The 12570-nt window shown below is 69.4% G+C and carries 10 protein-coding genes; 2 read left to right on the forward strand and 8 right to left on the reverse strand.

The window, feature by feature from the left end:
- Positions 1–116: 116 nt before the first annotated feature.
- Complete coding sequence (locus tag P2T62_RS14870) at positions 117–3500, reverse strand: S8 family serine peptidase (RefSeq protein ID WP_276257856.1); 3384 nt, start codon at positions 3498–3500, stop codon at positions 117–119.
- Between the two features lie 603 nt (positions 3501–4103).
- Between P2T62_RS14870 and icd the strand changes: the two genes are divergently transcribed.
- The gene (gene icd / locus P2T62_RS14875) at positions 4104–5363 is read left to right on the forward strand and encodes an isocitrate dehydrogenase (NADP(+)) (protein ID WP_276257857.1); all 1260 of its coding nucleotides are present in this window, start codon (positions 4104–4106) and stop codon (positions 5361–5363) included.
- Between the two features lie 124 nt (positions 5364–5487).
- Here icd and P2T62_RS14880 read toward each other — a convergent pair whose 3' ends face one another.
- The 3 genes from P2T62_RS14880 to P2T62_RS14890 all read right to left on the reverse strand — a co-directional run bounded on the left by P2T62_RS14880 (position 5488) and on the right by P2T62_RS14890 (position 7815).
- Positions 5488–6306 (reverse strand): hypothetical protein, encoded by an 819-nt coding sequence (locus tag P2T62_RS14880; RefSeq protein ID WP_276257858.1) that lies wholly within the window; start codon positions 6304–6306, stop codon positions 5488–5490.
- Between the two features lie 181 nt (positions 6307–6487).
- Positions 6488–7213 carry a metal-dependent hydrolase gene (locus tag P2T62_RS14885; RefSeq protein WP_276257859.1) on the reverse strand — a complete coding sequence of 242 codons (726 nt, stop codon included), beginning with the start codon at positions 7211–7213 and terminating at the stop codon, positions 6488–6490.
- A gap of 74 nt (positions 7214–7287) precedes the next feature.
- Positions 7288–7815: a zinc-ribbon domain-containing protein gene (locus tag P2T62_RS14890; RefSeq protein ID WP_276257860.1), complete on the reverse strand. Its 528-nt coding sequence runs from the start codon at positions 7813–7815 to the stop codon at positions 7288–7290.
- 87 nt (positions 7816–7902) lie between these two features.
- Between P2T62_RS14890 and P2T62_RS14895 the strand changes: the two genes are divergently transcribed.
- A complete protein-coding gene (locus P2T62_RS14895; RefSeq protein ID WP_276257861.1) occupies positions 7903–8355 on the forward strand; it encodes a GNAT family N-acetyltransferase in 453 nt (150 codons plus the stop codon).
- A 13-nt stretch (positions 8356–8368) separates the two neighbouring features.
- On the opposite strand, the gene P2T62_RS14900 is transcribed toward P2T62_RS14895, so the two are convergent.
- The 4 genes from P2T62_RS14900 to P2T62_RS14915 all read right to left on the reverse strand — a co-directional run bounded on the left by P2T62_RS14900 (position 8369) and on the right by P2T62_RS14915 (position 12532).
- A complete protein-coding gene (locus P2T62_RS14900; protein WP_276257862.1) occupies positions 8369–9166 on the reverse strand; it encodes a phosphorylase family protein in 798 nt (265 codons plus the stop codon).
- A 314-nt stretch (positions 9167–9480) separates the two neighbouring features.
- Entirely contained in the window at positions 9481–9837 is a 357-nt protein-coding gene (locus P2T62_RS14905) for a helix-turn-helix transcriptional regulator (protein WP_276257863.1), read from the reverse strand.
- A 118-nt stretch (positions 9838–9955) separates the two neighbouring features.
- Positions 9956–10912, reverse strand: a complete 957-nt coding sequence (locus P2T62_RS14910; RefSeq protein WP_276257864.1) for an NAD-dependent epimerase/dehydratase family protein — start codon at positions 10910–10912, stop codon at positions 9956–9958.
- Positions 10913–11002: 90 nt separating this feature from the next.
- Positions 11003–12532, reverse strand: coding sequence for an aldehyde dehydrogenase family protein (locus P2T62_RS14915; protein WP_276257865.1), 1530 nt, complete (start codon positions 12530–12532; stop codon positions 11003–11005).
- Between the last annotated feature and the right edge of the window lie 38 nt (positions 12533–12570).

Genomic DNA, 12570 nt, shown 5'->3' on the forward strand with positions numbered 1-12570 from the left:
GATGGTTAAAAGGTGTGTCCCCTGTGGCAGCCGCATCGCGCCCGACCGGAGAGCGGCCGCTACCGGGGAGAGAACGATGGAGGAGTGGGTGGGGACGGGCGGGGACGCGACGGGCGTTACAGCGACCCGGTCGTGTCGTCGACGGTCCCGGTCGTGTCGTCGACGGTCCCGGTCGTGTCGTCGACGGCGTCGCCGATAGGGTCGGTCGAGTCGTCCGTCGAGTCACCGTCGTCGGAGGTGGTGTCCGAGGAGCCGTCCGACCCGTCGGGCAGCGGGTCGTCGTCACCGCTCAGGGTGTCGTCGCCACCGCTCAGTGGGTCGTCACCGCTGGTGCTGCCACTGCCCGACGAGGGGGCCCCGCCGACGACGATGTTGCGCGGGTCGCTCCCGCCGAACGTGGTCTCCTCGCTGCGGTACTCGTCGGTGCCGTCGTCGTCGACGTCCGCATCGGCGATGGCGACACGGGCCGGACCGAAGGTGTAGGAGCCGCTCGACGACGGCGCGTTGGCCGCGTAGTTCCGAGTCACCGGCAGCTCGCTCTTCTGGACCGTGCCGAAGCTGACGAGGTTGTGGGTGTCGGTCGAATCGACGATCTGGGCGTCGCTCTCGTAGTCGCCGAACCCCTCGAGCAGGTCCCACTCCTTGGGGACCTTCTCGATGATCTCGCCCTGCTCGACCTCCATCGAGTCGAGCTGGATGTTGACGCGGTTGGTCGCGCCGGGGGTGAACCGGTCACCGCTGTCCGAGCGGATCCCCTCGGCCGTGAAGGCCGGGAGCTGCTCGGCGATGAAGCTGCCGTCGAACCGGACGTCCGTCCGGGCGTCGAAGCCGTTGACCAGGCCGGGGACGTTGACGAGCTTGCCGACCACGGCCAGCCGCCGGGTCTGGTCCTTGCCGAGGTCGATGCTGGCGACGCTGCTCTGGGGCTGCTCCTGCGGGCTCAGGCTGCGGCCGTCCGTGTAGACGGTGAGCTGCACCTGACTGCCGCTGACGCTCTGGCCCTTCGCCAGGATGTTGGGCTCGCCGTGCGGCCCGGGCTGCTCCAGGTCGTAGACGAAGAAGTCGACCTGGTGACCGCCCGCCGCCATCCCGGCGTCGGTGCCGGTGATGGAGCCGACGGTCATGTCGAAGGTGACCTCGCCGCGGGTCACGTCGACGTAGCCGGCGGCGGCGCGGGCGTCCTCGGGAACGTCCAGGCCGACCGCGTGGCCGGCGCTGAAGCCGAGGTCGACGTCCTCGCCGGGCGCGGCGTCGACCGGCTCGGTGCCGCCACCCTCGGCGACCCAGTTCCGCGTGGCCGCGTCGACGGCCGCGTCCGGGTTGACCCGGCCGTAGCCCTCGAACGGATCGCGGTCGCCGAACTGGTAGGTCGGCGCCTTCGCGCGGTGGTACGGGGCCGCCGTGAAGGCCGTCTCCGAGGCCGTCGCCAGCAGGACCTGCTTCAGCCGGAACACGTCGTTGATGCCCGACTCGGCGGGCTCCTCGATGAGGCCCGCGTCCTCCATCGCGTCGGCGACGAGGCCGGCGACGCCGCAGGTGAACGGCGAGGCCATCGAGGTACCGGCCTTGCCCGTGTACCCCTGCGGCTCGGTGTCCGTGTCGAAGTTCTCGGGGTTCGTGTCGGCCTTCGCGGCCGTCGCCAGGTCCGTGAGCGTGCCGCCGGGGGCGGTCACGTCGGGCTTCATGTACGTCGTGTTCTCGTCCTCGTCGAGCGCACCGATACCGCCCGAGGAGTAGGCCGCGATGCCGTCCTTCGGGCCGGTCGCGACCACGCTGACCGCCTCGTCGGCGACCGCGGGGTAGCCGTTCCCGTTGGCGGGCGTCGCGGCGTTACCGGCCGCGGCGACCGTCAGGAGGCCCTTCTCCGCCATCGTGCCGATGTCGCTGACGATGCCGGAGGTGTCGAGGGTGCCGCCGGCGACACCCAGTGGAACGCCGCCGACCGGACCCCAGGACATGTTGACCGCGCGCATGTTGAACCGCGAGGTGAACACGTCATCCGCGTGGTCCGCCAGGATGGGGACCGGGCCGGAGAGGCCCTGGAGGCCGACCAGCGAGGTGTTCGGCGCGACGCCGGAGTGGAGCGCGACCTGGTCGTCCTCGACCTGGCCGTCGTCGTCCGTGTCGGCGTAGATGTCGCGGTCACCGCTGTTCGACGCCGACTCGGGGTCGGTGAACGTCCCGATGCTGTAGGAGTCGATCCGGCCGACGGTGTTGAACCCCTGGCCCAGCGAGACGGACTCGCCCTGTGCCGAGGCGCCGCTGGGCGTCGAGGCCGCCTGGACCCGGACGATGTAGGATTCGCCCGGCTTCGCCGGGGTCGACGCCACGTTGTTGTCGTTCGTGCTGGCGTCGGAGGTGATGGTCGAACTCGCGGCGACGCCGGCCACGCCGACGATCTCGATCTCGAGGTTGTCACCGTACGCGGAGGCGTAGACGCCGGCCTCACCCTGCTCGACCTCGACGACGGCCAGCTCCGAGCCGCCCATCGTGACGGTCGTCGTCCCGCTGTCGGGACCGCTCTCGACCTCGCGCGCGATCTCGCTGGCGCGGCCGGTTCCGGCCGCGATGGAGGCAACGTGGCTCCCGTGCCCGTTGGGGTCGCGGGGCTTCGCGAGGCTGCCGTACCGGGCGCCGGCGTCGATCCAGCCGACCGTCTTGTCCGCCGGGCCGCCGAAGTCGAAGGGGCTCTCGGCCTGCGTGAGCTCCCCATCCGGGCCCTCGGGGATGTAGAAGCCGAGATCCTCGCTCGGGTTGCCGCTCTCCGAGGTGTTCGGGGAGTTCGACGAGTCGACGTAGACTGTCGCGTCGGAGATGGTGTTGACGTATAACTCCGCGACGAAGCGGTACGTCGTCGACGGGGCGAGCTTCGCGCCCAGGATGCGCTCCGGGACGCTCCCTGTCGCGGTCCGGCTGACCGTCTCCCACTCCCCGTTGCCGACGCGCTTGTCCAGCCGGAACTCCAGGTCGTTGGCGTTCTGCTGGCTCGGACTCCAGTCGAGTTCGGCGTTCAGGAACCGCGACTCACCGGGGTTCGTGGAGAACTCGACGATGGTGACCTCCTGTCCGGTCGCGAACGTTCCGGGGGTGGCCTGCGCCGTCGCCGGGAAGGCGTCCGGGTTGCTGACGGCGGCCGACAGCGCGATATCGTAGATAGTCATTCCCTCGCGCTCGCTCTGGTCGACCAGCTTCAGCTCGTCACCCTCGACGATACCCCGGACGCCGTTCCAGGGGCCGAGGTCGGGGTGCCGGGCGTCGATGCCCGAGTCGTTGATGCCGAGGGTCCGGTTCGGGTTGCCGCGGTAGCCCCGCTTCCAGACCTTCCGCAGTTCCTGGACACGGGGGTTGGCGAACTTCGCCGCCATCGCCGGGTCGTCGGCCGCTGCCGTACCCGCCGAGGCACCGAGGAGGCCGGCACCGGCAGCCGCGCCGGCCGCCTTGGTGAAGGTCCGCCGCGACAGTTCGATTCCGTTCGTTTCGGATGAGTCGTCCCCACTCATGCTACACTCCGAGCTTCGATAAGGCACTAAAAACGGCTTGTGACAAGACCGTCCAATCCAATCACCGTTGCTAGCCGGCACTTGATGTGTGCCGAGCCGAGAGAGGCGTAAATACCCCCGTCAGAGACCCACTCCCGCCCGGTCGAGGACGGGGGCGTTCGTTTGGACGTTTGGACGAACACCTGGTGGACCCGTCAGGTATCCTCGCCGAATGCGCGGTCAATATTTACAGCCATTCCTCGCGCGCGTAGAACACGCGTTCAGGCCGCTATCGGTCGTGTAGCGGGTTCCGCTGGGCTACATCGACCCGCCCCGCTCACACCACCACAGCCACACCGACCCGCCCCGCTCACACCACCACAGCCACGCAGGCTGGCGGACTGGTGCTGGCGAGTGCGCGGCCGTCCCGATGACCCGTGGCGATGGTGGTCGACGACGTTCGGAACGGGGGGATGCCACTTGTGGGTGGACCGAGCGACGGGGTCCAGTCCCGACGCCCGATGAGCCCGTCAGCCCGTCAATCCCCGGGTCGTTCATGGTCGTTCGTGGCGTTGCGGCCGCGAGAGCGGTACTAATTTGACCCGACCCTTCGTTGAGCCGCCAATGTCATACGACAAGGTGGAAGTTCCTGCCGACGGGTCTCGGATCGAGGTGGACGAGGACGACGAGTTCATCGTCCCCGACGACCCCATCATCCCAATCATCTACGGTGACGGGATCGGAGTAGACGTAGGCCCGGCGGCCCAGGAGGTACTGCAGGCCGCCGCGAACGCGACCGGCCGCGAGATCAACTGGATGCGCGTCTACGCGGGCGAGTCCGCTCGCGAGAAGTACGACGAGAACCTGCCCGAGGACACGCTGCAGGCGATGCGTGAGTACAAGGTCTCCATCAAGGGGCCGCTCACGACGCCGGTCGGCGCCGGCTTCCGCTCGCTGAACGTCGCGCTCCGGAAGAAACTCGACCTCTACACCAACGTCCGGCCGACCTACCACCTCGACGGCGTCCCCTCGCCCGTGAAGGCGCCCGAGCAGATGAACATGGTCACCTTCCGGGAGAACACGGAGGACGTCTACGCCGGCATCGAGTGGGAGGCCGGCACCGACGAGGTCGAGCAGGTCCGCGAGTTCATCGAGGAGGAGATGGGCTACGACTCGACCATCCACGAGGGACCGGTCGGTATCGGCATCAAACCCATCACGGAGTTCGGCACGAAGCGGCTCGTCCGCAACGCCATCGACTACGCGCTCGAGCGCGACCGCGACTCGGTCACGCTGGTCCACAAGGGGAACATCATGAAGTTCACCGAGGGCGCGTTCCGCGACTGGGGCTACGAGGTCGCCGAGGAGGAGTACGGCGAGGAGGTCATCACGGAGGACACGCTCTGGAACGAGCGCGACGGCGAGCCGCCCGAGGACGCCGTCGTCGTCAACGACCGCATCGCGGACAACATGCTCCAGCAGATCCTCACGCGCACGGACCAGTACGACGTGCTCGCGATGCCGAACCTGAACGGCGACTACCTCTCGGACGCCTGTGGCGCCCAGATCGGCGGCCTGGGCATCGCGCCCGGCGCCAACCTCGGCGACGGCCGGATGCTCGCCGAGCCCGTGCATGGGAGCGCCCCGAAGTACGCCGGCCAGGACAAGGTCAACCCCTCGGCGCTCATCCTCTCGGGCCGCATCATGCTCGAGCAGATGGGCTGGCTCGACGCCGCCGACCTCGTGCGTGACGCGGTCGAGGCGACCATCTCGGCCGGTGAGGTCACCTACGACATCCACCGCCAGATCGACGGCGGCGAGAAACTGGCGACCAGCGAGTTCGCAGAGCGCGTCGCCGAGCGTATCCACGAGATGGCCGACTAGGCGGCCTCGGCACCGGAGCCAAGCGTTCCCATATTGTCTCCGAACTTGACGATATATATCGGTACTTCGAGGATAGACTGTAGCCTCGATCCCTTGTCGGAGATATATCCCCTCAGCTGACGCCTCAGCAGGTTCGCGGTACGTCGCTCGAGTTCGGCTCGTCGTCGCTCGCCCAGCCCGGTCGCTCGAGGTCGGGGGCTGTCCCGTCGAAACTGAACGTCGTCCGCGAGGCTGTCGGGCCGTCACCCACCAGGCTGGAGAGCACGTACTGGGCGTACGTCCCCCCTCGGGTCAGCTGCCACGAGACGTTCGCCCGGGTGACTGCAGCCGACTCCGCGTCGGCACGGACGGTCCCCGAGACGTCCGTGAGTCGGTACGTGGCGCCGCTCTCGTACCAGCCGGGTCGTGGTCGGTACGTCGTCACGCCCGAGTCCGTCCCCGTCGCCTCGTACCCGGCGACCCAGAGGTTGTTGACGAACACCGACGCCGTTCCCGAGACCGGCTCCGTCGTACTGGTCGTTTTGCGCCTGGTGACGAACGTCACGCAGTCACCGTCGCGGGACTCGCGGAGAAGGCTCACGCGGTCCTGCTCGGCGAGTTGGTCCCGTCGCTGGTCGGCAGCCTCGCCGTCCTCGACGGTGACCCGCCGGTAGACCGGCCCGTCCGGGGAACGGTACTCCTCGGAGACGACATCACGCTCGACTACGCGCTGGTACCAGGTCCCGTCGGCGGCCACGGCGCCGTCGAACGCGAGTCGTGTCTCTCCATCCACGGTGATCGCCCCGGTCGCGCTGAACGCGTCCGCCTCGCCAACGGTGAACTTGTCACCGGGTGTCGCGGCGTGTGGCGCGGACGTTGTGAACGGGTAGGCGACGGAGAGGACGAGGCCGAGGCAGACGGCCGCGAGCACGCCGATGACGAGGGCCGCAGTACGACGACGCATGACGATTTGCTCGGGACTCGGAGCGCCGGTGGCTAAACACCCAGGGTCCGTAGCCGTGGCCCGTCCGGACCGGCGCGGACGAACCGCTCGGGCGGCTCCAGGGGTGGGGTGCCACGACGGCGGCGGAGTACCACGACAGCAGCGGAATAGAGAGCGGCGGAATCGATAGGGAGGGTGTGCGTTACTCCAGCGTGAAGCTCTCGTCGCCCGCGAGCACGTGGACCTCCGCGTTCGAGCCCGTCGCCTTCACCTCGCGGACGAAGTCGTCCGTATCGATCTCGATGGGCGGGAAGGTGTCGTAGTGCATCGGGAAGGCGTGGTCGACGTCGAGCCAGTCGACGGCGATGGCGGCCTGGGTCGGGCCCATGGTGAAGTGGTCGCCCACGGGGACGGCAGCCGCGTCCGGTTCGAGGTACGGGCCGATGACGTCCTTCATCTCGCTCATGAGGCCGGTGTCGCCGGCGTGGTAGAACGTCGTGGAGTCGGGGTCGGACTCCTGTGTCGGCTTCGTGTCGCTGATGATGAAGCCCGCGGGCATCCCCACGTCGTACTCGTAGCCGGTCATCGCGCCGTTGGTGTGGTCGGCCCGATGCATCGTCACGAAGGCGTCGCCGCACTCGACGGTGCCGCCGAGGTTCATCCCCATCCCGCCGACGGCGTTCTCGAGGCTCATCTCGTCCTCGACGAACCCGCAGAGCTCCGGGACCGCCACGACCGTCGCGTCCGGGAACTCGCCGGCGTGGGCGATGTGGTCCTCGTGCGCGTGCGTGAGGAGCAGGTAGTCGGGGTCGTCCACGTCGCTCGGGTCGAGCGAGGTGTGCGGGTTCCCGAAGAACGGGTCGATGAGGAGGCTCGTGTCACCGACCTGTACGTGCCAGCAGGAGTGTCCGTGCCAGGTGAGTTCCATGACACGAGCGACTACACTCGGCTGCGTCTTAACGGTTCAGGGGAGGGACACGTCACCGGGTGACGGGAGGTCGGTCAGGAGAGGTCCGCGCCACACGACGGGCAGAAGTTCTCGGTACCCTGCAGGTCGCTCCCGCAGTCCGGGCAGGTCGGCGAGTCGTCCGGGGGTTCGGCAGCCTCGCGGACGCCCTCCGGCAGGTCCTCGGCGGCCGGGAGGGCCACGGCCTCCGCGCCCCGCTCGGGCACCGCGTCGGCGTCGACGAGGTCGGTGTCCACCAGCCGCGCGACGACCGTCGCGACCGCGGCCTCGGCGGCCTCGCGTGAGTCGGCGTCCGTGACCACCACCTGGCCGGTCCCGAAGACGAGCACCGTCGCCGCGTCGCCCTGGTAGACGACCCCGGGGAACGCATCGGGCTGGTAGGTGGTGGCCTCGATGCCCAGTTCCAGGGTCGCCATGTTCGTGTCGACCGCGGCATCGAGCGTCAGCGCGAAGACCGGGTCCGCGACCTCCACCTCCGGGACGTCGGCGAGGTCGACGCTCGCGAGCCCCTGCACGTCGAGACCGTCGAGGGCGACCAGGAGGCGCGCGCGGTCGGCGGTCATGGGGATGGGTGCGGCCGGATGGGCCAAAGGCGTGCCGCTTGCCGTGGCGGACGGGGCAGTTTTGTCCGGGGGCGCCGTGCCCCCGCCATGAGCGACCAGCGCGTCGAACGCGTCGCCGACGAGGCGGACCTCGACGCCGCCATCGACGTCCGTCACGAGGTGTTCGTCGAGGGGCAGGGGGTCCCACCCGAGCGCGAACTGGACGGCCGCGACGACGAGGCCACCCACTTCCTCGCCCGCGACGGCGACGAGGTGGTCGGGACCGCACGCCTTCGCGAGTACCACGACGGCGCGGGCGAGGAGCCCCGGACCGCGAAGGTCGAGCGGGTCGCCGTCCGCGAATCCCGGCGCGGCGAGGGCTGGGGGGCCCGTATCATGCAGGCGGTCGAGGAACACGCCCGCAAGGCGGGCTACGAGCGTGTCTACCTCCACGCGCAGGTCCCCGTGGTCGCGTTCTACGAGCGACTCGGCTACGAGGCCCACGGCGAGGAGTTCGAGGACGCCGGCATCCCGCACCGCGAGATGACGAAGTCGCTGTGAGCGTGCCGTGCCGTCAGTCGGCCGCCAGCCCCCGGACGACCGCCTCGCCGAGCCGCTCCAGCAGGTCGAGGTCGTCACCGAACAGCGGGTCCCAGCCGTCCAGCGTGACGTAGTCGCTGGGAACGAAGGCCGCACCGGCCGCCGCGCCGTGGTGCCGGGCGACCGTGAACGCGGTCGCCGCCTCCATCTCGACCGTGAGGACGCCCTCGGCTGCGTAGCGCTCGACCTCGGCGGCCGTCTCGCGGAACAGCGCGTCGACGGTCCAGGTCGGGCCGACCCGGTACTCGATGTCGGTCCGGTCGAGGCTCGCGCGCACGGCCGACAGCACCACCGGGGCCGCCGGGACCGTCCGCTCCGGGGGCTCGTAGTGATACGAGGTGCCCTCGTCCCGCAGCGCCCGGTCGGCCACGACGGCGGTGGACTCGGGGACCCGGTCGCGCCCGTCGCCGTCGGCCGCGATGACGCCCGCCCGTCCGCAGATGCAGAACCGCTCGGTGCCCGAGTGGAGCAACGACTCCATCACCATCGCCGTCACCGGGGCGCCGATGCCGAAGCCGCCGGCGATGCCGACCGACCGTTCGCCCGGGACCCCCGGCAGCCGGTAGCAGCCACCGCCGAAGTACTGCCCCGGCAACTCCTCGCCGTCGTAGGTCTCGACCAGATGTGCCAGCAGGTCCGGGTTGTAGCAGAGAAGGATCGCCGACGGCGCCTCTGGCCGCTCGTTCCCCCGCGATTCGGCGTCCGCGGCCGCCGCGCCGGCGTCGATGACCGGCTCGCTGTCGTACTTGGTCTCGTGGAGGGGGACCGGCATACCCGGTGGCCGTGTCGAGCGGGCATAACGCCTGCGCCCGCTGGCACCGGTCAAACGGGTCGCGCCCGTGACACTGGCAACAGAACCGCGCCCGTCACACCGTCAACGGTGAGGGGGCTGCATACCGCGCCGCAGGCGCGGTTTCACTCGGCCGAGACGAGCGGCCTGCCGGCCGGAGGCCGGCAGGTCCGGGTCGAGGCCGAGCATTTTTTCTGAACGTTTTTTGCGGGGAGCGGTACCCGCAGACCGGCGGCCGGGGGCCGCCGGTCAAGTGGTACCCGAGCCGTCAAAAAAGCTCGCGGTCAAAAAGCTCGTCAGTATTCCTCGTACGCCAGCGTCATGATGTACTGCGAGAACTGGTCGCTGGTGGCGTCGATCTCCTCGTCGCCGATGAAGGGGCTCAGCATGTCGCCGGCCATCAGCAGCGAGAAGTCCAGGTCACGGGGGTCGTGAATCGGCTCGATGTAGTAGGTATTGTGCCCGTCGTAGACGGTCTTCTCGCGCTCGATGTACCCCTTTTCCTCGAGGGCCTCGAGGATACGGCTCCCCTTCCGGGAGTCGACCTCGAGTTCCTTCCAGAAGTCGCTCTGGTGGATGCCGCCGAGCTCGCGGATCAGCGCCAGTCCGGCCTGCTCGTCCTCGGAGAGATCGTCCTCGTCGGCCGTACTCATCGTCGTGACCGACGAGACGCCACCCCATAAGACTGTTCCACCGCGCGTGCGCTCGTGGTGGGGCGTGACCGCCGGCAGGGCAACGGTGGTAGGCGGCGGCTCGCGCTCGCGGAGCGTCTCAGACCGACTCGTCGAGGCCGTAGACGCCCTCGTCGAGCAGTTCGCGGGTCGCGCGGCGGACGGCGTCGTCGCTGGAGCCGGGCGGCTCCCAGCCCAGGCCGGCGAGCTTCTCGACCGAGAGCCGCATCCGGGGCACGTCGCCGGTCCAGCCGCGGTCGCCACCGGTGAACTCGTACTTGGGGTCGACACCCATCTCGTCGGCGACGATGTCGGCGAGGGTCCTGACCGAGGTCGTGGTCCGGGTCCCCAGGTTGTACGTGTTGACGGGCCGGTCGGCGTGCTCGACGACGTGGCACATCGCGTCGACGCAGTCCTCGACGTGGAGGTAGGACTTCTCCTGGCGGCCGTCGCCGAGGATCTCCAGCGTGCTCGGGTCGTCGCGGAGCTTCCCGATGAAATCCGGGATGACGGCGCCGAGCTGGAGGCGAGGCCCGACGATGTTGGCGAAGCGGAACGCCCACACCTGGAAGTCGTGGCTGTGGGCGTACACCGAGAGGAGGGACTCCTCGGCCAGCTTCGAGGCGCCGTAGACGCTGATGGGTTCCAGCGGCGCGTAGTCCTCCGGCGTCGGCCGCGGTGCCTCGCCGTACACCGTCGAGGAGGAGGTGAAGGCGACGTTCCGGACATCGACCGCGTCCATCCGCTCGATGACCCGCTGAGTCAGCGTCGTGTTGACCCGGAACTGCTCGGTGTCGTCGCGGGAGGCGTCCTTGTCGGCGGCGAAGTGGAAGACCATGTCCGTCTCGGGGGTGATGGCCTCGGCGACCACGTCCGGCTCCGTGAGGTCGCCCTCGACCAGGTCCGTGCCGTCGGGGACCCAGTCGGGCGAGGAGTTCGAGAAGCGGTCGGCGACCAGCACGTCGGCGTCGTACTCGGCGATGAGGTGCTCGGCGAGATGCGAGCCGACGAAACCCGCACCCCCCGTGATGCAGACCCGCGCGTTCTGGAGGTCCATTGTCGGGTGCCTGGCGGGGTCCGGGCAAGTGGCTTCTGGTCCCGACGGGGTCCCGGCCCAGATCAGCCCGGCCGGTGCGGCCGAGGCGGGTCAGTCGTCCTCGGTCTTGATGTCCGCCGAGAGACCCTGGGCCATCTCGATGTCCGTCGAGTTGTTGACCGTGAACGCGGTCCGCTCGGTGACGGCCTCGATGACCTCGCGGGCGCTGGGGTAGCCGTTGCCCGATTTCTTCACGCCGCCGAAGGGGAGCTGGACCTCCGCGCCGATACAGGGGAGGTTGGCGTACGCCAGCCCGACCTCGGCGTGGTCGCGGTAGTGGTTGATCTCGCGGTAGTCCTCGCTGATGACGGCACCCGCGAGCCCGTAATCGGAGTCGTTCTGGATGTCGACGGCGGTCCCGATGTCGCCGTCGTACTCGACCAGTGCGACGTGCGGGCCGAACACCTCCTCCTGCAGGACCCGCTTCGGCTCGGCGGGGTCGTAGTCGATCTCGTAGACGAACGGGCCGACCCAGTGGCCCTCCTCGCTCCCGTCAGGGATCTCGTCGGCGGCCAGTTCCTCGCGGTCGACCAGCACGCTCGCGCCCTCCTCGCGGGCGAGGTCGTTGTAGCGCGAGAACTTCTCGACCTGGCTCTCGTCGACGAGCGGCCCCATGAACGTGTCCTCGTCCAGCGGGTCGCCGACGGCGACCGACTCGGCGAGGTCGACGAAGCGCCGCCTGAACTCGTCGTAGACGTCGGTGTGGACGATGAGGCGCTCGGAGGAGACACAGCGCTGCCCGGTCGTCTTGAACGAGGACATCACCGCGGAGTGGACCGCGATGTCGAGGTCCGCCTCGGCGGTGACGACGATGGCGTTCTTGCCGCCCATCTCGCAGGCCGCGAGCTTGCCGGGTTCGCCACCGACCCGGGAGGCGATCTCGTGGCCGACCTGCGCGCTCCCCGTGAACAGGACGGTGTCGACGCGCGGGTCGTCGACGATCTCGCCGCCCGCCTCGCCGAAGCCCTGGACCATGTTGAACACGCCGTCCGGGACGCCCGCGTCGGCGAGCATCTCGGCGACCGTCTCGCCGCACCAGGGCGTCTGCTCGGCGGGCTTCCAGACGACCGTGTTCCCCTCGACCAGCGTCACCGCCATGTGCCAGAACGGGATGGCGACCGGGAAGTTCCAGGGCGTGATGCACCCGACCACGCCGCGTGGCTTGCGCCGCATGTACGAGTCCTTGCTCGCGATCTCGCTGGGGACCACCTCCCCGTGCGGGTGCCGGGCGTTGCCGGCGGCCCACTCCACCATGTGTGCGGCCTCGACCACGTCGGCGCGGCCCTCGGAGATCTCCTTGCCGCACTCGCGCGTGACGATCTCGCCGAGCTCGTCCGTGCGGTCGCGGAGCTCGTGGTAGACGTCCCAGAGGACCTCCGCACGGTCGATGTAGGACATGGCGCGCCACTCCTCGAACGCCTCGTCCGCGGCCGCCAGCGCCCGGTCGACATCGTCGGGCGTGGCGACCGCGTACTCGCCCAGTGACTCGCCCGTGGCGGGGTCGATGCTCTCGAACGTCTCCGCACCGGTGCCGTCCACCCACTCGCCGTCGATGTAGTGTCCGGAGGGTTCGCGGGACATATGCGGCAATATCTGCGTGGGAGGGATAAAACTGCGGC

Origin of the sequence: Haloglomus litoreum, from assembly GCF_029338515.1 — an archaeon.
Classification (GTDB): Archaea; Halobacteriota; Halobacteria; order Halobacteriales; family Haloarculaceae; genus Haloglomus; species Haloglomus litoreum.

Bases quoted from the DNA above. Each gene is read 5' to 3' on its own strand.
- P2T62_RS14870 (WP_276257856.1), bottom strand. From the start codon at position 3,500: ATGAGTGGGGACGACTCATCCGAAACGAACGGAATCGAACTGTCGCGG.
- icd (WP_276257857.1), top strand. From the start codon at position 4,104: ATGTCATACGACAAGGTGGAAGTTCCTGCCGACGGGTCTCGGATCGAG.
- P2T62_RS14880 (WP_276257858.1), bottom strand. From the start codon at position 6,306: ATGCGTCGTCGTACTGCGGCCCTCGTCATCGGCGTGCTCGCGGCCGTC.
- P2T62_RS14885 (WP_276257859.1), bottom strand. From the start codon at position 7,213: ATGGAACTCACCTGGCACGGACACTCCTGCTGGCACGTACAGGTCGGT.
- P2T62_RS14890 (WP_276257860.1), bottom strand. From the start codon at position 7,815: ATGACCGCCGACCGCGCGCGCCTCCTGGTCGCCCTCGACGGTCTCGAC.
- P2T62_RS14895 (WP_276257861.1), top strand. From the start codon at position 7,903: ATGAGCGACCAGCGCGTCGAACGCGTCGCCGACGAGGCGGACCTCGAC.
- P2T62_RS14900 (WP_276257862.1), bottom strand. From the start codon at position 9,166: ATGCCGGTCCCCCTCCACGAGACCAAGTACGACAGCGAGCCGGTCATC.
- P2T62_RS14905 (WP_276257863.1), bottom strand. From the start codon at position 9,837: ATGAGTACGGCCGACGAGGACGATCTCTCCGAGGACGAGCAGGCCGGA.
- P2T62_RS14910 (WP_276257864.1), bottom strand. From the start codon at position 10,912: ATGGACCTCCAGAACGCGCGGGTCTGCATCACGGGGGGTGCGGGTTTC.
- P2T62_RS14915 (WP_276257865.1), bottom strand. From the start codon at position 12,532: ATGTCCCGCGAACCCTCCGGACACTACATCGACGGCGAGTGGGTGGAC.